The sequence below is a fragment of the Erwinia sp. MYb375 genome (assembly GCF_037479175.1).
GTDB classification, from domain to species: domain Bacteria; phylum Pseudomonadota; class Gammaproteobacteria; order Enterobacterales; family Enterobacteriaceae; genus Erwinia; species Erwinia rhapontici.
The window spans coordinates 1,395,937-1,421,647 of the sequence record NZ_JBBGZS010000023.1 but is presented as its reverse complement, the minus strand read 5'-3'; the positions used below and the strand labels follow the sequence as shown (position 1 = coordinate 1,421,647).

At 47.5% G+C, this 25,711-nt stretch carries 22 protein-coding genes; all 22 read left to right on the top strand.

All coding sequences use genetic code 11. The annotated features are described in order from the left end of the window. Nucleotides 1-3 precede the first annotated feature (3 nt). The 22 genes from WH279_RS19470 (at nucleotide 4) to WH279_RS19365 (ending at nucleotide 25,710) form a co-directional block, all read left to right on the top strand. A complete protein-coding gene (locus WH279_RS19470) occupies nucleotides 4-438 on the top strand; it encodes an arsenate reductase/protein-tyrosine-phosphatase family protein (protein ID WP_339458099.1) in 435 nt (144 codons plus the stop codon). 11 nt (nucleotides 439-449) lie between these two features. Then, the gene (wzc, locus tag WH279_RS19465) at nucleotides 450-2,630 is read left to right on the top strand and encodes a tyrosine-protein kinase Wzc (protein WP_339458098.1); all 2,181 of its coding nucleotides are present in this window, start codon (nucleotides 450-452) and stop codon (nucleotides 2,628-2,630) included. Between the two features lie 88 nt (nucleotides 2,631-2,718). Further along, nucleotides 2,719-3,624: a glycosyltransferase family 2 protein gene (locus WH279_RS19460; protein WP_339458097.1), complete on the top strand. Its 906-nt coding sequence runs from the start codon at nucleotides 2,719-2,721 to the stop codon at nucleotides 3,622-3,624. Between the two features lie 36 nt (nucleotides 3,625-3,660). After that, the gene (locus tag WH279_RS19455; protein WP_200643546.1) at nucleotides 3,661-4,785 is read left to right on the top strand and encodes an EpsG family protein; all 1,125 of its coding nucleotides are present in this window, start codon (nucleotides 3,661-3,663) and stop codon (nucleotides 4,783-4,785) included. A 189-nt stretch (nucleotides 4,786-4,974) separates the two neighbouring features. Next, nucleotides 4,975-5,727 carry a glycosyltransferase family 2 protein gene (locus WH279_RS19450; RefSeq protein ID WP_339458096.1) on the top strand — a complete coding sequence of 251 codons (753 nt, stop codon included), beginning with the start codon at nucleotides 4,975-4,977 and terminating at the stop codon, nucleotides 5,725-5,727. Between the two features lie 18 nt (nucleotides 5,728-5,745). After that, nucleotides 5,746-6,780 (top strand): glycosyltransferase family 4 protein, encoded by a 1,035-nt coding sequence (locus tag WH279_RS19445; protein WP_339458095.1) that lies wholly within the window; start codon nucleotides 5,746-5,748, stop codon nucleotides 6,778-6,780. Between the two features lie 89 nt (nucleotides 6,781-6,869). Then, on the top strand, nucleotides 6,870-9,086 hold the full coding sequence (locus WH279_RS19440; RefSeq protein ID WP_339458094.1) for a phage tailspike protein: 2,217 nt from the start codon (nucleotides 6,870-6,872) through the stop codon (nucleotides 9,084-9,086). 144 nt (nucleotides 9,087-9,230) lie between these two features. Next, nucleotides 9,231-10,481: a colanic acid biosynthesis pyruvyl transferase WcaK gene (wcaK, locus tag WH279_RS19435; RefSeq protein WP_200643542.1), complete on the top strand. Its 1,251-nt coding sequence runs from the start codon at nucleotides 9,231-9,233 to the stop codon at nucleotides 10,479-10,481. A gap of 4 nt (nucleotides 10,482-10,485) precedes the next feature. Continuing rightward, a complete protein-coding gene (locus WH279_RS19430; protein WP_339458093.1) occupies nucleotides 10,486-11,709 on the top strand; it encodes a glycosyltransferase in 1,224 nt (407 codons plus the stop codon). Further along, the gene (locus WH279_RS19425) at nucleotides 11,706-13,046 is read left to right on the top strand and encodes a lipopolysaccharide biosynthesis protein (protein ID WP_339458092.1); all 1,341 of its coding nucleotides are present in this window, start codon (nucleotides 11,706-11,708) and stop codon (nucleotides 13,044-13,046) included. Before WH279_RS19430 ends, WH279_RS19425 begins: the two co-directional genes overlap by 4 nt. A gap of 147 nt (nucleotides 13,047-13,193) precedes the next feature. Next, nucleotides 13,194-14,090, top strand: coding sequence for a UTP--glucose-1-phosphate uridylyltransferase GalF (galF, locus tag WH279_RS19420; RefSeq protein WP_339458091.1), 897 nt, complete (start codon nucleotides 13,194-13,196; stop codon nucleotides 14,088-14,090). A gap of 46 nt (nucleotides 14,091-14,136) precedes the next feature. After that, a complete protein-coding gene (gene galE, locus WH279_RS19415) occupies nucleotides 14,137-15,150 on the top strand; it encodes a UDP-glucose 4-epimerase GalE (RefSeq protein ID WP_339458090.1) in 1,014 nt (337 codons plus the stop codon). A 591-nt stretch (nucleotides 15,151-15,741) separates the two neighbouring features. Then, complete coding sequence (gene rfbB, locus WH279_RS19410) at nucleotides 15,742-16,833, top strand: dTDP-glucose 4,6-dehydratase (RefSeq protein WP_339458089.1); 1,092 nt, start codon at nucleotides 15,742-15,744, stop codon at nucleotides 16,831-16,833. Next, on the top strand, nucleotides 16,830-17,729 hold the full coding sequence (rfbD, locus tag WH279_RS19405; RefSeq protein WP_339458088.1) for a dTDP-4-dehydrorhamnose reductase: 900 nt from the start codon (nucleotides 16,830-16,832) through the stop codon (nucleotides 17,727-17,729). The genes rfbB and rfbD overlap by 4 nt, the downstream gene beginning before the upstream one ends. A gap of 33 nt (nucleotides 17,730-17,762) precedes the next feature. After that, nucleotides 17,763-18,635, top strand: a complete 873-nt coding sequence (rfbA, locus tag WH279_RS19400) for a glucose-1-phosphate thymidylyltransferase RfbA (RefSeq protein ID WP_212813030.1) — start codon at nucleotides 17,763-17,765, stop codon at nucleotides 18,633-18,635. A 4-nt stretch (nucleotides 18,636-18,639) separates the two neighbouring features. Next, nucleotides 18,640-19,185, top strand: a complete 546-nt coding sequence (gene rfbC, locus WH279_RS19395; protein ID WP_339458087.1) for a dTDP-4-dehydrorhamnose 3,5-epimerase — start codon at nucleotides 18,640-18,642, stop codon at nucleotides 19,183-19,185. Between the two features lie 7 nt (nucleotides 19,186-19,192). Then, a complete protein-coding gene (locus WH279_RS19390; RefSeq protein ID WP_339458795.1) occupies nucleotides 19,193-19,609 on the top strand; it encodes a sugar 3,4-ketoisomerase in 417 nt (138 codons plus the stop codon). Next, nucleotides 19,587-20,783: an ankyrin repeat domain-containing protein gene (locus WH279_RS19385; protein ID WP_339458086.1), complete on the top strand. Its 1,197-nt coding sequence runs from the start codon at nucleotides 19,587-19,589 to the stop codon at nucleotides 20,781-20,783. The genes WH279_RS19390 and WH279_RS19385 overlap by 23 nt, the downstream gene beginning before the upstream one ends. Then, complete coding sequence (locus WH279_RS19380) at nucleotides 20,780-21,883, top strand: DegT/DnrJ/EryC1/StrS family aminotransferase (RefSeq protein ID WP_339458085.1); 1,104 nt, start codon at nucleotides 20,780-20,782, stop codon at nucleotides 21,881-21,883. The genes WH279_RS19385 and WH279_RS19380 overlap by 4 nt, the downstream gene beginning before the upstream one ends. After that, entirely contained in the window at nucleotides 21,880-23,130 is a 1,251-nt protein-coding gene (locus tag WH279_RS19375) for an O-antigen translocase (RefSeq protein WP_339458084.1), read from the top strand. The genes WH279_RS19380 and WH279_RS19375 overlap by 4 nt, the downstream gene beginning before the upstream one ends. A gap of 23 nt (nucleotides 23,131-23,153) precedes the next feature. Next, nucleotides 23,154-24,581, top strand: coding sequence for a hypothetical protein (locus WH279_RS19370; protein ID WP_339458083.1), 1,428 nt, complete (start codon nucleotides 23,154-23,156; stop codon nucleotides 24,579-24,581). A 55-nt stretch (nucleotides 24,582-24,636) separates the two neighbouring features. Continuing rightward, on the top strand, nucleotides 24,637-25,710 hold the full coding sequence (locus tag WH279_RS19365) for a glycosyltransferase WbsX family protein (protein WP_339458082.1): 1,074 nt from the start codon (nucleotides 24,637-24,639) through the stop codon (nucleotides 25,708-25,710). Nucleotide 25,711: the final 1 nt, after the last annotated feature.

Genomic DNA, 25,711 nt, shown 5'->3' with positions numbered 1-25,711 from the left:
ATTATGATTAATTCAATCTTAGTTGTTTGTATCGGAAATATCTGCCGTTCCCCCACGGGGGAACGACTGCTGAAATCCGCACTACCTGAGAAGAATATCGCATCCGCGGGATTGGGGGCCATGGGCGGCCACGCTGCTGACGAGACTGCCAGCAGCGTGGCCGGTGAAAATGGTGTGTCACTGCAAGGGCATGTGGCACAGCAACTCACGTCGGGCATGTGCCGGGATTACGATTTGATCCTGGTGATGGAAAAAAAACATGTCGACCAGGTCTGCCGCATCAACCCTTCCGTACGTGGCAAAACCATGCTGTTTGGACACTGGATCAATCAGCAGGAAATCGCCGACCCGTATAAGAAAAGCCGCGATGCCTTTGAGGCCGTGTACGGAATCCTTGAAAACGCTGCCCAGAAATGGGTCAACGCATTAAGCCGATAGTTGGGACTTCCATGAAAATAAAAAGTAAGGCACCGTCAGCGCCTCAAGACGATTCAAACGGGTTCGATCTGGCGCATCTTGTGGGACAGTTCATTGACCATCGCTGGATAATCGTTGCGGTTACGGCGTTATTTATGTTGATGGGCACACTTTACAGCCTGTTCGCCACGCCGATTTACAGCGCGGACGCCATGGTGCAGGTTGAGCAGAAAAATGCCAACACCGTGTTGAATGACCTGTCGCAGATGATGCCCAATGCACAACCCGCGTCAGCGACTGAAGTGCAAATTATTACCTCACGTATGGTGCTGGGGAAAACGGTGGCAGACCTCGGCCTTGATGTGCTGGTGCAGGAGGACTATTTCCCGGTGATCGGTCGCGGCCTGTCACGCATGATGGGCAATAAGCCGCAGCAGATTGCCATTTCACGCATGAAAGTGCCGGCTATCTGGGATAAACGCCAGTTAACGGTTGAAGTCGATGGGCCGGACAGCTACACCGTCAGCAAAGACGGCGATGAGCTGTTTAAAGGCAAAGTCGGCCAGTTTGAACAGCACGGCGATGTCACCATGCTGGTCAGCGACATTCAGGCAGAGGAAGGCACCAGCTTCACCGTGTCTAAACTGAGCGACCTGCAAGCCATCAAACTGATCTACAACAACCTGACCGTTGCGGATATGGGCAAGGACACCGGCGTGCTGGGCCTGACCTATACCGGTGAAGACCCGGTATTGATCAGCCAGGTGCTGAACCAGGTGATTAATAACTATCTGTACCAGAACGTTGAGCGCAAATCTGAAGAAGCCGAGAAGAGTCTGGCCTTCCTGAAGAACCAGCTGCCTGAAGTTCGTAGCAAACTGGATGTCGCAGAAGACAAACTGAATACCTTCCGTCGCCAGAATGACTCCGTCGATGTGTCGCTGGAAGCGAAATCCGCGCTCGACTCTTCTGTCAGCATTCAGACGCAGCTGAACGAACTGACTTTCCGCGAAGCGGAAGTGTCACAGTTGTTCAAGAAAGATCACCCGACCTACCGCGCACTGTTGGAAAAACGTGCCACGTTGGAAGATGAACAGAAAAAGCTGAACGGCAAAATCAGTCAGATGCCGCAGACTCAGCAGGAAATCGTGCGTTTAACGCGTGATGTGCAGGCAGGGCAGGAAATCTACATGCAGCTGCTGAATCGTCAGCAGGAGCTGAGCATCAGTAAGGCCAGTACCGTGGGTGATGTTCGCATCATCGACCATGCGGAAACCGCCGGTACACCGGTGGCACCGAAAAAACTGTTACTGATTCTGGCCAGTATGGTGGCAGGTCTGGTGGTATCGGTGGGTCTGGTGCTGCTGAAAGCCCTGTTCCATCATGGTATTGATAACCCTGAACAGCTGGAAGAGCTGGGTCTGAGCGTGTATGCCAGCGTCCCGCTTTCCGAATGGCAGCGTAAGAAAGATGCCGAAGCGCTGGTGAAACGTAACCTGAAAGGGAAAACGGACCCGCACAACACGCTGCTGGCACTGGGCAACCCAACGGACCTCTCCATCGAAGCGATCCGCAGCCTGCGTACCAGCCTGCACTTCGCCATGATGGAAGCGAAAAACAACATTCTGATGATTACCGGTGCCAGCCCGGGCATAGGTAAAACCTTTATCTGTTCTAACCTGGCAACACTGGTGGCGAAAGCCGGTCAGAAAGTGCTGTTTATCGATGGTGATATGCGTCGCGGTTACACCCACGATTTGCTGGGTGCTGAGAGTAAAACGGGTCTGTCGAACATTCTGTCCGGTAAGACGCCATTTACCCCGGATCTGATCCAGCGCGGTGAATACGGTTTTGATTTTATTGCGCGTGGTCAGGTGCCGCCTAACCCGTCTGAGCTGCTGATGCACAGCCGCATGAATGAGCTGCTTGAGTGGGCCAGTCAGCACTACGACCTGGTGTTAATTGACACCCCACCGATTCTGGCTGTGACCGATGCGTCCATTATCGGCAAGCTGGCGGGAACCTCCCTGATGGTGGCGCGTTTCGAAACCAACACCCTTAAGGAAGTGGAAATCAGCTACAAACGTTTCGCCCAGAATGGTATCGATATTAAAGGGGTGATCCTCAACGCCGTAGTACGCAAGTCAGCCAATGCCTATGGTTACGGTTATGACTATTACGACTACAGCTATAAGCAGGATGCGAAAAGCTAATATCCCTGAGGAACCTTTATACCGAAAGGGTAAAGGTTCCTTTTTTCTGGTGAGTGTTTGTTTGTAACCGTTTAAAAGGTGCCTGGTAATGAAGGATATTTTCTTTTCCATCGTCATTCCTGCATATAATGCATCCGAATCTATTGTGACCACCCTGGACTGTGTGGCGGCGCAGAGCTATCAGCATTTCGAAGTGATCATCGTTGATGATAAATCGGCCGACGCCGATAAGCTTGCTGCGCTGGTGCAGTCAGACCGTTACCGCCAGCTGAAGATTAATCTGGTGCTGTCGCAGGAGAAACTGAACGGCTCCGGTGCGCGTAACAAAGGTATTGAACTGGCAACGGGTGATTACATCAGTTTCCTTGATGCCGATGATGAGTGGCACAAAGACAAGCTGGCTGAAAGCCTGAAGCTGATTCATCAGCTGGAAGGGCAGGGCAAACAGAAGTTCGTGATTTACAGCCAGGTCAATATTATTCAGGATGGCCAGTTCCTGAAAGTGTTGCCATTGCAGCAGGTGGGGCGCCATGAAACCGTGGCCGAGTATCTGTTTGGCTGCTATGGCTTTATCCAGACCAGCACCATCGTGCTGAAGCGTGAATGCGCGCAGGACATCCGTTTTGACCCGAAGTATATCCGTCACCAGGACTATGACTTCTGCATCCGGGCTGACAAACTCGGCTACGAGTTTGTGATGATTGACCAGCCACTGGCCAACTACCATCTGGTCACCAAATTTGGTTCTAAACATAAAGGCGAGTCGGTGAAGTATTCCTTCTTCTGGCTCGACAACATGAAACCGTATCTCACCCGGCGTGATATTCACACCTACAAAGCGTACAAACTGCCGCTGCGTTATAAGATGGACGGTAAGTCGTTCCAGGCCAGCCTCAGCTTTGCCCGCTACTTTTTCTTAACCAATAAAGATAACCGCACTTACTTCCTCAATCGTGTGAAAGACAAACTTCGGGCAAAACTCGGAGGGAAGTAACGTGAGCAGAAGAATAATAATTGGGTGGGAAACACTATGGCAATATATTGGATAGTCAGTTACAGCATTCTGATTTTATGTTTCTTTGAACTGGCGACGATTAACCAGGCGAATGAGCCGAAAATGAAACGCGTAACCACCTACTTCTTCTTTATCGCGGTGGTGGCGTTGATTATGTTTGCGGGCTTCAGGGGCCCCAATTCCGGTATTGATGACTGGCAGTATCTTGGGTTTTTCTACGATTTTTCCCGTCAGTCGAGTATCAGTGGTTATGAAACCGTGGCGGATATTTACCGTTACGAAAACCTGTTTATGTTACTGGCATGGGTATTGTCGTGGTTCACCCATGAAAGCTACTTTTTCCTGCTGTTCATCAGTTTTATTGCCGTATCAACCAATGCCTGGATTTTTAAAAAGTATTCGCCGTTGATCCTCTGTTCGCTGTGCCTTTACTCAGCGCACCTGTTTATCAACAAGGATATGAACCAGATTCGTTTCGGGCTTTCCAGCGCCTTCGCGGTGGCCTGCATCTGTTCTGCCGCCGGACGTAAATATTTTCTGGCGTTTGTTTTTCTGGCGTTCAGCACCCAGTCACACTCAACCGGTTATGCGGTACTGATGGTGTTACCGTTCCTGTTCCTGCGTGAGCGTAAATACTTTGGTATTGCGATGGTACTGGCGGCGATCCCGCTGGGCCTGATCGGCGGGAAAAAGCTGTTCCTGGACTCACTGGGGATTGTCCCGGTGATCGGGGACCGCGCGATGGGCTACAGCGGTACGGTATTTGATGCCGCCTCACCGGTCTTTGGTCTGGCGAACTTAAAAAACATCGCCTTTATTGCCTTCTTTACCGTGGTTTATTTTAACCGTCCGATTAAAGAAGAAGACCGTATTGCCTACATTCTGTTTATCGCTTACTCGGCCGGTGCCGCCGTGCGTATCATTTTCTCGGACTTCTCCATTATCGGTGGACGAGTCGGGAACCTGTTCCTGCACTGTGAACCGTTATTGCTGGCGTTTTTGATGATGCGTATCCGTCACACGCTGGTTAACTTTGGGCTGCTGTTTGCCATGACCTCTTATTATCTGGCGTACAACACCATTCTGTCAGTGCAGTCCATCAATGGTTACAGCATTGCGCCGTTATTCCGTCTTTTTTAACACCAGCGGGCGAGGCGTGCCTCGCCCCTACGCTTCCCCAGATATATTTCGTAGGGGTCAGGCATGCCTGACCCGTAATCTTCGACAGATATATTTCGTAGGGGGCAGGCCTACCTGGTCCGTAATCTTCGACAGATATATTTCGTAGGGGTCAGGCATGCCTGACCCGTAATAAAAATAGGGTATCAGATGAATAATCAAATCGGCACGGTAGGGATTATTATCCCGATGTACAATGCGCGCGCGACCGTTTTGCGTGCGGTGCAGTCGGTGATTGATCAAACGTATACCGACTGGCGGATCTATCTGATTAATGATAAATCCACCGATGACTCACTGGAATTTGTGCAGCAGCATTGCACTGACCCGCGGATTACTATTCTCAGTAATGACGTTAACCTCGGTGCAGCAGAAACCCGTAACGTGGGATTAAAAGCCGCGACGGAGCCGTTTATTGCCTTCCTCGACAGTGACGATGAGTGGGCCAGCGATAAGCTGATGTTGCAAACCGCCTGCCTGGCGGCCGGTGATGACCTGGTGATCAGTCATTATCATTACCAGTCACGCACCAAATCCTACGAGGTACGTTACGGTAACCCAGTGTTGCTGAAAGATAACTTCGTTAAAAAGCAGTTCCGCATCTGCTTCTCTTCTGTCTGCTATCGTCGTCCGGCGCGTCAGGTGCTGTTTAAGAAGAAAGGGCATGAAGATTTTCTCTTCCTGTATGAATTGTTCGAACAGTACAAGCAGGCGCGGGTGATTGATAAAAACCTGGTGACCTATTATGAAATGGGAGATTCCCTGTCGCGTAATAAAAATAAAGCGGCGAAATGGCACCTCGATTTACTCAAGTACATTTATAAAAATAACCCGCTGAAGGTTTATTACTACTACGTCTGGTACATGGTTAATGGCGTGTTGTTTACCTTAAAACATCGCTGATCTGAGGTGGTTGAAATAATGAAAAAAATCGTACTGGTCATCAAGGATGCGTATTCCTATGCCGGAACTGAGAATATCTGTAACTTCATGTCAGAGTGCTTCGGTGAGCAGCATGAGGTGACCATCTATTCACTGGAAGGGTCGGGAGAACCGTTTTATCCTTTCAGCCAGGTACAGCAGATCGTCAGCTTCGCTGGCGAAAAAAATCCGCTCAAGGCCGCCGTGAAGCAGATTCAGCAACAGCAGTTTGATGCGGTGTTTCTGATTAGCATGGGACGCCTGAGCGTGATGTTTGCACTCTACAGCATGATGACCCTCAAAAAGAAAACGGCCCGCGTCTATGCCTGTGAGCATGTGGCGATTAACTCCTTCAGTAAACCGATCAAACTCCTCAAGTACCTGATGCTGCGTTATTACGATCGCGTGATCGTACTGACCGACAAAGATCATCAGGTGTTCAATGGCTGGAATATCGCCAGCAAAACCATCCCCAATCCTGTGGTGTATAAAAATCTTCAGCGCACAACGCGGCACCATCAGGCGCTGGCGGTCGGACGTCTTGATCATCAAAAAGGTTTCGACCTGTTACTGGATGTCTGGCAGGGCTTTGTTGCCAGCAATCCTGACTGGAAGCTGGTGATTGCTGGGGACGGAGAGCTGAAAGATGAACTGATCGCGCTGGCAGCAAAGCTGAACATCAGTGACAGCGTTAATTTCGTTGGCCGCGTAAGCAACATTAACGACTATTACCGTGACAGTGATATGGCGCTGATGACCTCGCGCTACGAAGGTCTGCCGCTGGTGCTGCTGGAAGCCAAATCCTGGTCACTGCCTGTTGTCGCGTACGATTGTCCGACCGGGCCGCAGGAAATTATAAACCATCAGCAGGATGGCTTCCTGGTCGCAATGAACGATAAAGCGCGTTTCATCGACAGTATGAATAAGATCGCTCATGACGATGACCTGTTCTATGCCATGAGCGCCAGTACCCAAACCACGGCTCTCAAATTCGATGGCCGCGTGATTAAAGAGAGCTGGCTGTCCCTGGTGTAAGGGCAGTTCAGGTTCTAATTGAGTATCTCTGGACATCCGTTTCCTGCCTGCTTTGCAGGCTCCAAAAAATTGACCATGGGATAACACCAATGAAAAGAAGAGAATTACTCACGGCATTCTCGTCAATTCTTGCCGGGCTTTCTGTCAGCTCTATCTCCAGTGCGGCGGCGGCGAAAAGCGATCCTTCTCTGGCGTTAAAAGGGATTACACCCGGTGAGCTGCCGAAAGGCGATGTACCGATTCTGACGCCAGAGAATGTCTACACCATGCCAGACCAGTTCTGGAAGAATTTCAACGGTAAACTGTTTATCGGTAAAGCGGGCACGGACCCGACCCAAGCCGGAAATCTGATTAACCTCTATCTGCGCGATGCCTCTGGCAAACTGTCGCAGGTACAGCAGCCCGTTGCGCTGAATAAGGGCAATTTTGAACAGTTTATCGCTGACAACGCTGCGCTGATTGCCGATCCTTCGCATTCTATGGCGGTGGTCGATGATGCCGGAAACACGCTGTTTAATATCCCTGATGTGACCCGCGGTGCGAATAATTTCAGCCAGCGTCTGGCACAGCCCGCCGGGTATCAGCTGATTGGTGAAATTCCTTCGGTTGACGATCTGCGTAAAACGCGCCCGCTGTTTAGTGGCGCAAAAATTAAGCTGAAAAGCTGGCATGAGGGGCTGGAAGTGGGCGGCGGCGAGTTCGTTGGCACACTGGAAGCCGCCAAAGATGACGGAGGCGTCACGATCTCCTCCGGTGCGGATTACCACTGGCGCCGCGTGGTGGAGGACTTTAACCGTCTGACGCTGTTTGATTTCGGTGCGATTGCCGATGGTAAAACCGACAGCGCCCCGGCGATCAAAGCGATGTATCAGTGGGCGCAGGATGCGAACCAGCAGATCTGTCTGCAATTCCCGGCGGGCACCTTCTTCGTCAGTGCCTGTGACTTCTCGCAGCAGCAGACGCGTTTCTTCCGCGTCTCCGGTGCGATGGTGAACTTCGGCTATTTCCCGGCCACCACCATTGTCTCCAACGGCGATTCTGACTTCGTCTTCAAGGTCAACACCCGCTGGGTGGAAGTCAGCAACCTGCAATTTAACGGGCGCACCGACACCCAGCCGAACAAGCAAGGCTTCTTCGATAACCAATGCGAAGGCGGCCAGTATTTCCGTGGCGCCTGCCTGCGGTTTGTCCGCGTGGGGGGCACGGCGATCAGCCTGATGGATACCCTCGACTGTAAAATTGATCAGTGGTATGCGCTGCGCTGTAGCGGCGACGTAATCAAGTCTGTCTGGTCCAATGCACCTAAGGGTAAGTGGGATCACAGCACGGCCATCGAGCTGTCTAACTTTAATGCCCAGTACTGCACCGACGGTAAGGTGCTGAACCTGCAACGCTGCGGTCAGTCGCTGATCCACAACGGCTGGATTGAACACACCGAATTCCCCGGTGATATCTCGAACGGGCAGTGGATCATTGATGCGCTGAGCCTGGAAACCTGTAAAAACCCGCTGATTGCGCACAACTCGCGTCTCAATATGCGTCAGACCAATCTTCAGGCCGGTAGCTGGATTGATAATTCGCTGGCGGAAGGCGAGTGGCTGGGCGCCTGGGAACGCGGTTCCACGCGCGTGGAGTCTTACGGCGTGGCGGTTGATGGCAGTATGAAATACAACTATCTGACCTCAAGGTTCCGCATCGAAAACAACAGCGACCAGCAGAAGTGGGTGGAGCTGGGCAATATCTATACCCCGGATGTCGGCGATGCCTGGGAAATTGAAGTCTTCGGCCAGTCCTCCTTCAGCAATGGCAGCGGCAATGCGCCGCTGAACAAAGTGGTGGGGGACAAAACCACCGGCGGAAGGGCGATTGTCAGCCTGCAACGGAAAACCCACAAGTTTGAAGCGTCCTGGCATGCCGAAGGGGCCAGCCCGGTGCTGGATGTGATGATTGTGACACCGCACGACACCGATGTGCGGGTGTTTGTCAAAATCGATGGCTGGGTGGCGTCGGCCGGTGTGTTGATCAAAACCACCGCAAAAGATCGCTTTAAGACCGGCCGCTGCGCACGTTTCGATAGCAAAATGGCATTTGGCAACGCACCCTCGGGCAAGGATGTCAGCCGTGCCAGCCAGCGTTTCAGCCTGCATAACGGCAAGGCTGGGATCGGCGCAAATGAGGCGGGGGATTTGCTGATGGCTTCCCGGCCACTTACCGCCGATCAGGTCAATACCGATCACCCGGAAGGCTTCGTGTCTATCGTGCTGAACGGTAAACAGGTCGCCATTCCGTACTTTTCACTGAAATAAGTGTCAGTTTTTCGTTAAGACCAGGCAATTTCAGAGTTATCAGGCTGTTTTTCTCCGGGCAGGACAGGCAGCCTGTTTTAAACGATTCAGCTGCATTGATGGGCGTTAGCCTGTAAAAATTACAAAAATTTTTCTGGAGTAGTTATGAAGATTTTATTAGTTGGCAATCATACATGTGGAAATCGTGGTGATGGCGCTATTTTACGCGGGATTATTGATTCGTTGAATCTGGCAAGGAACGATATTGATATTGATGTTATTAGCCGTTATCCAACCAGTTCTGGTTACCTGCTCCAGCAAGACATTCTGCCTGATGCGCTCTTTTTGCAGACCAAAAAGGGCAAAAACAAGATCGTCGACAAGATCAAACGCCGCCTGATGCCAAAAATCATGATGGCGCACATCGCGAATAAGGGTGTGTTCAAGCTGTTTCCGGTGCCGCAGTATTTGCAGGAATTCAGCGACAACCTGAAACAGTACGATGCGATTATCCAGGTCGGCGGTTCGTTCTTTGTGGATCTGTATGGTCCGTTGCAGTTTGAGCACTCACTGTGTGCACTGCTGGCGAAGAAACCGATCCATATGATCGGTCACAGCGTGGGGCCGTTCCAGAAGCCACGTTTCAATGAAATTGCAAACTTCGTGTTCGACCGCGTCGATAGTCTGGTGCTGCGTGAAAGCGTCAGCCTGGAGATGATGAAGCAGGGCGGTATCACCACCGGGAAAGTGGTAAAAGGTGCTGATACCGCCTTCCTGGTCCGCGCACGTGAGGTGGCAGAGCCGGGTCATAACCTGGTGCACTGGCAGCAGGTGATTGGCCAGCAGAAAACGATTGCCATTACCGTGCGTGAACTGGCGCCTTTCGACAAGCGCCTTGGGGTGACCCAGCAGCAGTACGAAGCGGCGTTTGGCCGGGTGATCAACGCGATGATTGCGCGGGGCTATCAGGTGGTCGCCTTCTCCACCTGTACCGGCATCGACAGCTACAACAAAGATGACCGTATGGTGGCGATGACACTGAGCGATCATATTGAGCAGAAAGATAAGTATCACGTGATCATGGATGAATTTAACGACCTTGAGCTGGGTATCCTGCTGGGTCAGTGCCATCTCACGATTGGCACCCGTTTACACTCCGCGATTATCTCAATGAACTTTGGGACGCCAGCGGTGGCGATTAACTACGAGCACAAATCTCTGGGCGTGATGAACCAACTTGGGTTGCCAGACATGGCCAGCGATGTGAAGAGTCTGATGGACGGTAGCATTATCACGCGGGTGAATAATGTGCTGGATAACTATGAGGCGGTGAAGCAGCAGGTTGATACGGCTGTGGAACAGGAACGGATCCTGGGTAACCGTATCACTGACGACGTGGTCAAACGCTTAGGGTGAACCAATGAAACTGACATTTTTCACGATGCGATTTCCGGTTTCCTCGGAAACTTTCGTACTGAATCAGGTGACGCATTTTATTGATATCGGCTACGACGTTGAGATCATTTCGGTGTTTCCGGGCGACCTGGTGAATCGACACGGTGCGTTTGACCGTTATCATCTGGCTGAGAAGACCCACTATTTGCTGCCAGAAGAGAAGGTCAGTAATGCGGATAAACTGAAACAGCGTCTGCAAATTGTGCTGCCAAAAATCCTCAATACCGCCACGTTAAAATCCTTCAATATCGGGCGCTACGGCGCCCAGTCCAGCAAACTGCTGCTGCCGGCGATTGTGGCCGCCAACAAAACCCCTTTCGTTGCCGATGTGTTTTTAGTGCACTTCGGTTATGCCGGGGCGCTCGCCAATAAACTGCGTGAACTGAATGTTCTGCAGGGCAAGCAGGCCACCGTCTTCCACGGTGCCGATATTTCCCGCCGCCATATCCTCGATGAGCATAAAGATGACTATGCTCGCCTGTTTACCCAGACCGAGCTGCTGCTGCCTATCAGCCACCTGTGGGAGAACAAGCTGATTAGCATGGGCTGCCCGGCAGAGAAGATTCATGTGACGCGCATGGGCATCGAGCCGGAGAAATTTAATCTCAAAATCAGGGATTCTCTCCATCAGCCGCTACGCATTCTTTCCGTGGCGCGCCTCACCGAGAAGAAAGGGCTGGGTGTGGCAATTGATGCCTGCAAAATCCTCAAAGCGCAGGGCGGACAGTTTGAATACACCATTGTCGGCAACGGCGACCTCGAAGAGGAACTGCGTGCCACCATCGCGGCGGCCGATCTGGCTGACTGCGTGAAAATGGTCGGCTTTAAGCCGCAGGAAGAGATCAAACGCTATCTCGATGAAGCCGATATCTTCCTGCTTCCGTCGCTGACTGCGGCGGATGGTGACATGGAAGGGATACCCGTGGCGCTGATGGAAGCGATGGCTGTCGGGCTGCCGGTGGTGTCCAGCGAGCACAGTGGTATCCCTGAGCTGATTGAACACAATGTGTCCGGCTGGCTGGCACCGGAAGGCGATGCCGCAGCACTGGCTGACATTCTGCTGAAACTGTCACAGGGTGAGGCCGATATCGCACCGGTGGTGGTGGCCGCACGGCACAAGGTAGAAACCGAATTTAACCAGCATATCGCCTACCGCGAACTGGCAGAGATTCTGGAGCAATTAGCGTGAGTAGTTTAAAAAATCAGGCCGTATGGCTGTTTGGCGGTACCTGTTTTGCCGCCGTGTTACAGGTGGTGCAGCTTGGGGTGCTGGCGCGTAAGCTGGAAACCCACGAGCTGGGTATTCTGGCAATTATTAACGCCATTCTGGCCGTGGCGATGGTGTTGCAGGATATGGGGATGAGCAGCTACATCGTGCATCGCCAGAACATCACCCGCAAGGAGCAGAGCACCATCTACTGGGTGAACGTTTTACTGAGTCTGCTGACCGGATTGCTGTTGATCGCCATTGCCTGGCCGATCGCGCATTTCTATCACATCCCGGAACTCACCGGACTGATCATGCTGACCAGTATTAACTTCCTGGTGCTGGGTTCGCTGTCGCAGTATCAGGCCCACTTCGTTAAAGCCAAACGCATGGTATTGCTGGCGAAGATCGAAATGGTCACCAAGTTTCTGGCCTTTGTGCTGACGGTGGGGCTGCTTTACTACTCGCCGCTCAATGTCTCGGCGGTGATCCTTGGCCTGTTTGCCAATGCCGCCATGCGCATTCTGTGCATGATCTGGTTCGGTGAAAAGTCCTGGCGACCGACCTTCGAGTTTGATAAATCGACGTTTTTCAGTTCGATGAAGTACGGCGTGTATCAGCTGGGTTCACAGACGATTAACCAGTTACGTACCCAGGCCGACTCCCTGATTGTCGGTAAGGTGATGGGCGCTGAAATGCTCGGGGTGTACTCACTGGCGAAAGAGCTGGTGCTGCAACCGCTGAAACTGGTGACGCCGGTGATTAATCGCCTGGCACTGCCACGCTTTGCTGAGAAACAGCATGAACCTGCGCAGTTGCAGAAGCTGTTCCTGAAAGGCACCTTCATGATCATGCTGTTCAGCAGCCTGATGTATCTGGCGATAGGTATCCTCTCCCCGGTGGTGGTGCGCGTGCTTTACGGCCCGGCGCATGAGGCGGTTGGGTCGCTGATCCCGCTGATGCTGCTGTTCGGTATGCTGCGTCCGATGGGCGGGCTGACCGGCGCGATATCTCAGGCCAACGGCCGTACCAACGTCGAATTCTGGTGGAACGTGGTGGCAAGCATCATCGTGGTGCTGGTACTGGCAACCACCTGGATCTGGCCGAACGTCTGGTATGTGGCGCTGACGCTGTCGATTTCTCAGGTGCTCATCTCTGCCTTTGCCCATCCGTTCTTTATCAAACCAGTGATTGGCATTCCGTTTATCCCCTATGCCCGTCAGTGGATGTCGGTGGCGGCGGTGTTTGTCGGGATCATGGCGCTGGTGAGTTATTTCAATCTGTTTATCAGGCCGGAATGGTTCACTCACTGGCTGTAACCCGGTAATAAATATAAGGTCACCGTGATGGTGGCCTTTTTTATTGCTGGCCCTGGAGCTTATTTTTCAGATTAAGATTATACTTGTGAATCATCTCTTTAATGCATAATCAATGGACGTTTTTTACTTCATTTATATGGAAACACTATGACCAAGCTTAAAGCAGTTATCCCGGTTGCGGGTCTCGGTATGCATATGCTCCCTGCTACAAAAGCCATTCCTAAAGAGATGTTGCCTGTTGTCGACAAGCCGATGATTCAGTACATCATCGACGAGTGCGTGGCAGCGGGTATCAAGGAAATTGTCCTGGTCACTCATGCATCCAAGAATGCGGTTGAAAACCACTTTGATACGTCCTATGAGCTGGAAGCCCTGCTTGAAGCGCGTGTGAAACGTCAGCTCCTGAGTGAAGTGCAGTCTATCTGCCCGCCGGGTGTGACGATCATGAACGTGCGTCAGCCACAGCCACTGGGTCTGGCAAACTCCCTGTTATGTGCCCGTCCGATGCTGCATGATGAAGCCTTCGTGGTGGTTCTGCCGGACGTATTGCTGGATAACGCCAGTGCCGATCCGCTGCGTTACAACCTTGCCGCGATGGTGGCACGCTTTGAAGAGACCGGTCGTAGCCAGGTACTCGCCCACCATATGCCTGACGCGGATCTGTCTGAATACTCCGTGATCACCACCGAGGAGCCGCTGGACTTCCCTGGCAAGGTCAGTTCTATTGTCGAGTTCGTGGAAAAACCAGAGCAACCACAGACCCTGAATTCTGACCTGGCTGCGGTTGGCCGCTATGTATTGTCTGCGGATATCTGGCCAGAACTGGAAAATCTCGAGCCGGGTGCCTGGGGCCGCTATCAGCTGACCGATGCGATTGCCAATCTGAACAAAAAACAGCCGGTAGATGCACACCTGCTGAGCGGCGACAGCTTCGACTGCGGTCGTAAACTGGGCTATATGAAAGCGTTTGTGACCTGGGGCCTGCGTAACCACGCTCAGGGCCGCGAGTTCCGTGAAGAAATTCAAAAAATTCTGGCTAAGTAATCTTATTTGATTATGGCCGCGCCGGGCGTGGTCTGAAGGAGTCAACATGGCAATTTTAGTAACGGGCGGGGCGGGCTATATCGGTTCCCATACCGTGTTATCGCTGCTGCAACGTGGTGATGATGTTGTCGTACTGGATAACCTGAGCAATGCCTCACGCGAGTCGATTAACCGCGTGGAGAAGCTCACGGGTAAAACAGCCATCTTCTGCGAAGGGGATATCCTCGACCGTGCGTGCCTGCGCGATATTTTTGCCAGCAACCGCATCGATGCCGTGATTCACTTTGCCGGCCTCAAAGCCGTTGGCGAGTCCACCCGCAAACCGCTGGAGTACTACCAGAATAACGTTACCGGTACGCTGGTGCTGCTGGAAGAGATGCGTGCTGCGGGTGTGAATCAGTTTATCTTCAGCTCTTCAGCAACTGTCTACGGTGCCGATGCGCCGGTTCCGTATGTGGAAACCACGCCGATTGGCGGCACAACCAGCCCGTATGGCACCTCAAAGCTGATGGTTGAGCAGATCCTGCGTGACTACGCCAAAGCGAACCCGGAATTCAAAACCATTGCGCTGCGTTATTTCAACCCGGTGGGGGCGCATGAGTCTGGCCAGATCGGCGAAGACCCTAACGGTATCCCGAACAACCTGCTGCCGTACATTGCTCAGGTGGCCATTGGCCGTCTGGAGAAACTGGGCATCTTTGGCGGGGATTACCCGACGAAAGATGGCACCGGCGAACGCGACTACATTCACGTGATGGATCTGGCTGAAGGCCATCTTAAAGCGCTGGACCATATTGCTGCGGTTGATGGCTATAAAGCCTACAACCTCGGTGCCGGGGTAGGGTACTCGGTGCTGGAGATGGTGAAAGCCTTTGAGAAAGCCGCAGGTAAGCCTGTGCCTTACCAGATCTCACCGCGCCGTGATGGCGATCTTCCTGCGTTCTGGGCGGATGCTTCACTGGCGGATAAAGAACTGAACTGGCGTGTTTCACGCGGTATTGATGAGATGATGCGTGATACGTGGAACTGGCAGTCGAAGAATCCTAATGGGTATCGTTGAATAAAACGTGAAATCCCTTATGTATAAAACTCCCTCATCTGGGAGTTTTTTTGTTTGTGAGAGGTGGCAATGGTATATTTTAACCCTCTATCTTACCGATAGTTACTGAGAGCAGAGCGTGTGGGTGAGATCACAAAATAGCATGAGTTAGAAAATAACCTATCAGTGTTGCTTAATTGTTCATTTAAAGTCAAAAGCGTTAAACCCACAAAAAAAATAAAGATTAGGCTTGTATGGTCCAGTGCTTAGTATAAAAATTGGCGCTGGGTTTTGTGACACTTTATGTCTGATTATTTCCAGGACTAATCTGGTTATGAAAAGCACGTCGAGTGACAAGGTCAGACTATGCTTGTGTAACAAGGTAAGAGACAGCTATCTGGTGGCTACAGCCAGTGGCGGTAGCGTGGCTAAGTGAAACAGTATGCACATCTGATATGAACAATTCAGGTCATCACCGTATACCTATTGATGTTATACGCCATAAAAGTACGGCAAAAATTGACTGTGACTTCGCCACGCTGTTTGACGGACAAATGACCGTCAGCGAGCATTCTTAGCATTATCGATATTAGCCAAAGAGAGAACGACGGCGTGAAAATTCTAGTGACCGGCGGCGCCGGATTTATTGGTTCAGCAGTAGTTCGCCATATTATTACGCAGACTACAGACAGTGTCGTGAACATTGATAAACTCACGTATGCGGGCAATCCTGAGTCCGTTGCTGGTGTCAGCAATGATGCGCGTTATGCTTTTGTACAGGCCGACATCTGTGACAAAGATGCCATGAGTGCGATTTTCAATGAACATCAACCTGATGCGGTAATGCATCTGGCGGCTGAAAGCCACGTAGACCGCTCCATCAGCGGCCCGGCTGATTTTATTGAAACCAACATTGTCGGCACTTATGTCCTGCTGGAGGCCACACGCAGTTACTGGAGCGGGCTGGATTCTACGCGCAAAACGGCTTTCCGTTTCCACCATATTTCCACCGACGAAGTCTACGGGGATTTACCGCATCCGGACGAGATGAATGATGACTCAGCTGCGCTGCCATTATTTACCGAAACCACCGCCTATGCACCCAGCAGCCCGTATTCGGCATCAAAAGCCTCCAGTGACCATTTAGTCCGTGCCTGGCTTCGTACCTACGGTTTGCCAACGATAATTACCAACTGCTCAAACAATTACGGCCCTTATCACTTCCCGGAAAAACTGATCCCTTTAGTGATCCTGAATGCACTCGACGGTAAGCCTTTGCCGGTTTACGGACGTGGCGATCAGATCCGCGACTGGTTGTATGTGGAAGACCATGCGCGCGCACTCTACACGGTGGTAACAAAGGGTAAGATCGGTGAAACCTACAATATCGGCGGCCATAACGAAAAGCAGAATTTACAGGTGGTGGAAACCATCTGTGATCTGTTGGATGAGATGGTGCCGAAAGCCTCTCACTACCGTGAGCAGATTACCTATGTTGCCGACCGCCCGGGGCACGACCGTCGCTATGCGATTGATGCCTCTAAAATCAGTCAAGAACTGAACTGGCAACCGCAGGAAACATTTGATAGCGGGATCCGCAAGACGGTGCAGTGGTATCTGGACAATACCGAGTGGGTGAGTAACGTCAAAAGCGGCGCCTATCAGTCATGGATTGAACAGAACTACAGTGAACGTCAGCCATGAATATTCTGCTGTTCGGTAAAAATGGTCAGGTCGGCTGGGAATTGCAGCGTGCGCTGGCTCCACTGGGGAACGTTACCGCGCTGGCCACATCATCAACAAAATATTGCGGTGACTTTGCTGATACCAAGGGAATTATCGCTACGATCCGCAGCATCCGCCCTGATGTGATTGTGAATGCTGCGGCATATACTGCCGTCGATAAAGCCGAGAGTGAGCCTGAGCAGGCGCATCGGGTCAATGCATTGACCGTGGAAGCTATTGCTAAAGAGGCCGAATCGCTGAGTGCCTGGCTGGTTCACTATTCGACTGATTACGTGTTTCCGGGACAGGGTGAGCAGGCCTGGCAAGAAGACGATTCCACTGGGCCGCTTAATGTGTATGGTGCCAGCAAACTGGCCGGTGAGTTGGCCATTCAGCAGTATTGTTCCCGGCATCTGATTTTCCGCACCAGTTGGGTGTATGCCACCAAAGGTAATAATTTTGCCAAAACGATGCTTCGTCTGGCGAAGCAGCGTGATGAACTGTCAGTGATTAACGATCAGCATGGCGCACCAACCGGGGCTGATCTGATCGCGGATTGTACGGCTCATGCTATTACTGCTGCGTTGCGCGATCCGTCGGTGGCGGGGTTATATCACCTTGCCGCAGCCGGCACTACGACCTGGTATGATTACGCTAACGTCGTGTTTGCCGAAGCAAAAGACGCAGGTGTTGAGTTAGTCTTGAAGACGGTACATCCGTTGAACACCAGCCATTATCCAACGCCAGCGCATCGACCGCTTAACTCCCGGCTTGACACACGTAAATTTCAAAACACGTTTGGTCTGAACTTGCCCGACTGGCAGCGCGGGGTTCAGCGGATGATGGCTGAGTTAGCCGCCTTTAATGCGCTCTGACCTCATTAACCCCATATAAATTAGAGATATCTCATGCGTAAAGGAATTATTTTGGCAGGGGGGTCTGGAACCCGCCTGTATCCTGTCACTATGGCCGTCAGCAAGCAACTGCTGCCCATCTACGATAAACCCATGATCTACTACCCTCTCAGCACGCTGATGCTGGCAGGCATTCGCGATATTCTGATTATCAGTACCCCGCAGGATACGCCGCGCTTTGAACAGCTGCTGGGCGATGGCAGCCAGTGGGGGCTTAACCTGCAATACATTGTGCAGGAGAGCCCCGATGGCCTGGCACAGGCCTTTATTCTGGGTGAAGAGTTCATTGGTGAAGATACCTGTGCACTGGTGTTAGGCGACAATATTTTCTACGGTCACGACCTGCCGAAAGAGCTTCAGGCCGCGGTGAACCAGACCTCCGGTGCGACGGTATTTGCTTACCATGTTAACGATCCTGAGCGTTATGGCGTGGTGGAGTTTGATAAAGACGGCATTGCGGTCTCTCTGGAAGAGAAACCGCTGGAGCCCAAGAGTAACTATGCGGTTACCGGGCTCTATTTCTACGACAATAGCGTAGTGGAAATGGCGAAAAGCCTGAAACCTTCACATCGCGGCGAGTTGGAAATTACCGATATCAACCGCCTGTATATGGATCAGGGCAACCTGTCGGTGGCGATGATGGGGCGTGGCTATGCGTGGCTGGATACCGGTACGCACCACAGTCTGATTGAGGCGAGCAACTTTATTCAGACCATTGAGCAACGTCAGGGCCTGAAAGTCTCCTGCCCGGAAGAAATTGCCTATCGCAAAGGGTTTATCGATGCAGAGCAGGTGAAGAAACTGGCTGCGCCATTAGCGAAGAATGAATATGGGCAGTATCTGCTCAAGATGGTGAAAGGGTACTAATGCTATGAACGTGATTAGAACAGAAATACCGGATGTGCTGATTTTTGAGCCTAAAGTGTTCGGGGATGAACGAGGTTTCTTTTTTGAGAGCTTCAGCCAGAAAGTATTTGAAGAAGCAGTGGGCCGTAAGGTGGAGTTCGTGCAGGATAACCACTCTAAGTCTTTTAAGAGCGTTCTGCGTGGTCTGCACTACCAAGTCGCACCTTATGAGCAGGGCAAGTTAGTCCGCTGTATTTCTGGTGAAGTCTTTGATGTGGCAGTGGACATCAGAAAGTCATCTGCAACTTATGGTCAATGGGTCGGTTTTAATCTTTCTGCCGAAAATAAGCGTCAGATGTGGATCCCTGAAGGATTTGCACATGGGTTTCTGGTTTTGAGTGAGAGTGCGGAATTTGTGTACAAAACCACTAATTACTACAATAAAAATTCGGAAAGAGCGATTATTTGGAATGACACTAGTTTGAATATTAAGTGGCCTCTTATAAAAGCAATTCTATCCGAGAAAGACGAAATAGCTCCCGAATTTGAAATTATAAATTTAAAGAAGTGAGATAATGATGGATATCAAATTAATTCCATTGCAGTTGCATGGGGATGATCGCGGCTCACTTTTTGCGCTTGAAGAAGATAAAAATATACCGTTCAAAATAAAACGTGTCTATTATATGCTGAAGACAGCAAGAGGTGTAAGTAGAGGGTTTCATGCTCACAAAGCTCTTAAACAGATAGCGATTGCATTATGTGGATCATGTCGCTTTATTCTTGATGATGGCACTGAGAGGGTAGAGATTGTATTGAATGACCCAGCCCAGGGATTATTGATTGATTCGTGTATGTGGCGAGAAATGCATGATTTCTCAGAAGACTGCGTACTAATGGTGCTCGCCGACAGTTTATATGATGAATCTGACTATATCCGCGATTACGATGAGTTCATTAAAGAGATAAAAAATGAAAGTTATCATTGCAGGTAAAAATGATATAGCTGTTAACGTAACCTCTTGGCTGAGAGATAATTTTCAAGAGGTTGAGGTTTTAGCTGTTTTTAATAAAAGTGATGACGGTAAAAACACACACCAACGTTCCTTCAAAAACTATTGCCTTAAGAATAAGATTCAAGAAATTTCTTTAGATGTTGCATATGAAATTGAAGATTCAATTTTCCTCTCACTAGAGTTCGATCGTATAGTTAAACCAGAAAAATTTATTCATAAGCGGTTGTTCAATATCCACTTTTCGAAATTGCCACAGTACAAAGGGATGTATACATCAGCATGGCCTATTTTAAATAATGAAAAAGAAAGTGGTGTTACACTTCATATGATTGATGCTGGAATTGATACTGGAGCTATTTTAGATCAGTTCATATTTTCAATAGATGAAGATGAAACAGCTAAAAGTCTTTATCTAAAATACATAGCCAATGGAACCCGTTTGGTATTAAAAAACATACCATCGATAATAAATAACACTTTTAGTGTTCAAGATCAAAAAAGTGAAGGGTCTAGTTATTACTCTAAAAGCTCAATAGATTATAAAAAAATAACTATTGATCTGAATAAAACTGCATTCGAGATTTTAAGTCAAATAAATGCATTCACCTTTCGGGATTTTCAATTGCCAGAAGTTTATGGGTTCTCGATATTCGGTGGGTCTATTTTAAGTTCAAGATCAAGTGGTAAACCAGGTCAAATTTTACAAGATTCATTTAATAAAATAGTTGTATCAACAATAGATTACGATCTTGAATTAAAGAAAGATAACCTGCAAACCATTTTTGACATATGTGAAAAAGGGACTTTTCACGATTTAATTAAAATAGAAGCGACTAAAAAAAGCTTAATTGAGAAAAATGATAAGGGTTGGAGCCCTATTATAGTAGCAGCATACCATGGAAACATAGATATGGTTCGATGGCTTGTGGGTAATGGTGCTGACATAAATGATCGTAACCATAACGGCACAACCGTAGCGATGTATTTGAAAAATTTCATCGCTGAAAGCAGAAGATTTGAGTTGCTCGATGATTTAGTGGATATGGGTGCAGACTTGAATTTACAAGACTATAGCGGATTAACTGTTTTTGATTATGTATTAAATTCTCATGATGAAGAGTTAATCAACGAATTAAAAAGGCTGTCAAAATGATTGATTTTTTGAACTTAAAAAATGTTAATTCTCGCTATTCGAATGAGTTGAAAGAAGCTTGTGCGAGAGTCATTGATTCTGGCTGGTATGTGTTGGGTAAGGAGTTGGAGGATTTCGAAATGAAATTCTCTGAGTATTGTGATGTGAAACATACGATAGGGGTGGCAAACGGTCTCGATGCTCTTATCTTAGTCCTGCGCGCCTGGAAAGAGATGGGACTTCTGAAAGATGGGGACGAAGTTATCGTTCAGGCTAATACCTATATAGCTTCAATTATGGCAATAACACAGAATAAGCTAACGCCTGTGTTAGTAGAGCCCGATGAGGATAGTTTCAACTTGACAGTTGAGAATATTAAAAGAGCGATAACGAATAAAACACGCGTAATTCTTCCTGTTCACCTTTATGGGAAAATATCACCGATGTCTGAAATTATGGATATCGCACGTGAGAATAATTTGTTAGTTCTTGAGGATTGCGCGCAGGCACATGGAGCAAAGCTCAATAATACAATGGCAGGTAACTGGGGTGATGCTGCTGGTTTTAGTTTCTATCCAGGTAAAAATTTAGGTGCGTTAGGTGATGCAGGTGCAATCACAACAAATAATGAAGAGCTAGCGAAAAAAATTCAAGCTTTGAGAAACTATGGTTCACATAAGAAATACGAAAATGTCCATGTTGGATACAATAGTCGTTTGGATGAAATTCAAGCTGCTTTGCTTACAGTCAAATTAAAATATCTTGATGAAGACATCTTGAGCAGGCAAAAAATTGCAGCACGTTACAATAATGAAATTAGAAACCCATTGGTAAAATTACCGAAGATTCAAGATCCGTCAGAGCATGTTTGGCATCTATATGTAATTCAATGTGATCATCGTGAAGCACTTCAAAAACACTTAACTGATAATGGTGTGCAAACCCTTATACATTATCCTATTCCACCCCACAAACAAGAAGCATACAAAGAGTTGGCGGATACATACTTGCCTGTAACCGAGAAAATTCATTCGCGAGTGTTATCATTGCCTATGGATCCAACTTTGACGGATAGCGATATTTCAGTAGTGATCCGTGCTGTAAATGAGTTCCGGGCATGAAGAAATTTTTTAGCGTAACTGCATTTAGTGCCCTTTTAACACTTTGTCGTATGTGCGCAGGTTTTGTGGTTGCTAAGGTTGTCGCTATTTATGCTGGGCCATCTGGGATAGCAATGCTTGGGCAGTTTCAAAGTGTTGTCACTAGTATTACCGGCATTGTGAACGCTCCAGCAGGTAGTGGGGTTGTCAGATATACAGCGGAAAACCATAATAATGGTGTTGATTATTGTGCGCCCTGGTGGCGCGCATGTATTTACTGCATTATGGGCCTATCTCTGATAATTCTTCCTGCAGTTTGGTTTTTTTCCGAAGAACTTTCTCAGGTAATTCTAAAAGATAGTGAGTATTCCAGTTCTTTTAAAATTCTGGCTCTACTTATACCATTCGCCGCGTTTGGTACAATGCTTACTTCAATACTCAACGGCCAACAGAATTTCAGAAGATTTATTTCTATTGGGATGGTGTCCGTAATATTTTCATCTTTGATTATGCTCGGGTTTATATATTTTTATGGCCTCAAAGGTGCTATTAACGCAGTAGCATTACAAGGAGGGTTGGTTGGTGTTTTAGTCATGATGCTCTGTGTGACCCAACCATGGTTTAGGTTTAAATATTTTTTTTGTAAATTCAATGTTATTGAAATAAAAAAAATCGGTAGCTACATATTAATGACCGCGACTACCGCATTATGTATACCAATTTCATTAGTAATTATCAGGAAAATTCTAGTCGCTCATGTTGGATGGGAAAGTACAGGTGAGTGGCAGGCCGTCTGGAAAATATCAGAAACTTACCTGACAGTCATTACTGTCGCCCTCAGTACTTATTACTTCCCTAAATTGTCAAAATTGAATCGAGTTGGGGAAATTAAAAGTGAAATATTCAGCGTATTGAAAATGGTTTTACCTATTTCGATATTACTGGCAGTTTTAATTTATTTCTCTAAAGATATTATCATTTTTATCCTCTTTACTGAGCAGTTTAAAGGTGCGAGGGATTTATTTCTTATCCAGTTAATAGGTGATGTAGTTAAAGTTGCTAGCTGGTTGTTTGCATACCCAATGTTATCGCAAGGCGCGACTAAATGGTATATTAGTACTGAGGTGTTATTTTCAGTTAGTCTGATATCCTTAACCTACATTTGTGTGTCACACTTCGGGGTGCAAGGTGCAAATATAGCTTATCTGGCTAATTATATATTGTATTTTTTCGTTGCATATAAAGCTTTACCATTATATGTAAAATAACAATTAAACAGAATGGCATTTTTATGGATTACAATAAAAAGGTTTCCCTTTTAACTTCTGCAATTACAGTTAATAAAAATCTGGAAGAGGTTATTCTTGATTCACAGTATCTTGGGGAGATCTTGTGGCACAATAAAATTGGCGTTTTTAGTCTTCCCGATTTTGAAAATAAAATAACAGAAAAGTTTGATTTCTTAGTTGATGAGTTTAAAAAAGAACATAAAGGGTCAGTATATAAAGATCCTGTTTTTGTCGTAACAGAGGCGTTCAATGTTGGTGGGCATACACGGCTAATGGAAAGATTAGCAAGCTTTATGCCGAATAAACCAAACCTCATTATCACGCGGCCCATAGCAAAAGAAGTTATTTCCAGACTCAGTGGTTTTTTTGAAAGTCTGATCTTATGCTCGTCAGCTGGTGTAGACAGTGAGGTTGGACATGTCAAAAATATTCTAAAAGAAATGTTGTCTTATGATGAGGCTATATTAAATATACATCCTGATGACATCCACTCAGTAATAGCATGTAGTTTAGCGAAAAAGATAAACCACAAGTTTAAAGTTTATTTTGTTAATCATGCAGATCACGTTTTTAGTTTTGGTCAGACAATATCAGATGTTTGGTTTGAAATAAGTTCATCAGGAAGAAAATTAGATACCTTAAAAGGTATATCCTGTGAAAAATCTTTCTTAGGTATACCGTTATTCGAAAATTTCTCCGAGCTTAAATGTAGAAAAGTTGATGTTAATGATCAGGTTATTTATTTAACAGCAGCCGCAGGGTATAAATTCAGGCCAATACAGGGAGAAGGACTTGGAAAACTGGCCAGGGAAATCCTGAAAAAATATCCAAAATCTATTTTCAATGTTGTTGGCTGTGATCCTTTAAGAGACTATTGGTGGTGGTTACTAAAAGTTAAGTACAGACATAGAATTAATCTGATTAAAAAATTAGATTACAATCAATATATGACTCTTGCTAACAAAGCAGATGTGTATATTGATAGCCATCCTATGCCTGGCGGGAGTGCATTTGCAGAGCAATTTATATCAGGTCGGCTGTGCAGCGGTTTACTGAGCCCATTTCAGGGGTTTACTCCTCTTGAACTACTAAAAAAATCAAGCTCTGACGAGGTGCTGCAATTTTTGAGTGAAGGATTGACGGAGAACTATGAATCTGAACTGAGAAACAAAATAAAACAGGTACATGGTTATAACAACGTAAAGCAAAGATTTTTAGATGCAATTTATCATAATAAATATCATTCAAATTTGATTGAAGAAATTGTCCCTTGGACTGGTGATGTACATTTTGGAACATTACCTAAAATTGTAAGAATACCTGATCATTTTTTAGTGAACAATAATATTACCCGCTTCGCCTTGAAGAATTCGACATTGGTTGTTAAGTTGAAATTCTTATTGAAAAAAATCACTATCGGCAAGAAATAAAAAAGTAGCGTTCCTGGCTAAGACTAATATGCATTTTTAAAGGCAATTGAATTATATGAGTGAGAAATTAGCAATAAAAGAAAACCTGGCGTACTACCTTCCGCAATTTCATCAGATAGATGAGAACGATAAGTGGTGGGGCAAGGGTTTTACAGAGTGGACTCAGGTTCGTTCAGCTATGAAATTATTTAAAAACCACCAAATATTACAACCATATCAAGGTGATTATTATAATTTGATGAACCCGGAAATAATCGGTGAACAATACAAACTCGCTAAAGAGCATGCCATAACAGGTTTTTGTTTTTGGCATTATTGGTTTGGAAACGGTGAAATGCTGTTAGAGAAACCTGCAGAAATTCTTATTAAAAGTAATGTTGAAGCAAGATTCTGTTTTGGTTGGGCGAATCACTCCTGGTGGAATAAAACCGAAAATCTCTTGCTGAAAGAACAACGTTATCTCGGAAAGGAAGACCAAAGAAAACATTTTATGTATTTGCTTGATTTTTTTAAAGATGACAGATATGTAAAAATAGATGGAAAACCTGTTTTTCTTATTTTTAAAATTTATGAGATACCTGATGCTCTTGAATGGGTTCGAAACTTCAGGGCGCTTTGTAAGGAGTTTGGTTTTCCTGATGCATACATTATTGGTGAGTTCTGTAAGTCTCAAGACCTGAATGATTATAATCTGGATGCAGTTGTCAATTCTCGCGGTATGTTCACCAATAGAAGTTTTTACGAAAAAGTACGAGATAAACTTATTCGACATAAGTTCATCTCTGAGAGCCTGTTTAACCCGAGGGTTTATTCTTACCCGAAATTATCACCAGGCTTTAATAGTGATGAAACAAAATCAGATAAGGTTCTTCCAGTAATTATTCCTCGTTGGGATTCTACTATTCGTCATGGAAAGAACGGATGGTTACTTAACGGAAGCACCCCTGAGAGCTTTGAATTCCACGTTAGAGCAGTAAAGAAAATACTGTCAGCGAAAGATTACAATAACCGAGTTGTAATTATAAAGTCTTGGAATGAATGGGCTGAAGGTAATTTCATAGAACCGGATGATAACTATAATGATGCATATCTAAAAGTGATTAAAAAACATTTTAAGACTACGCTCTGAA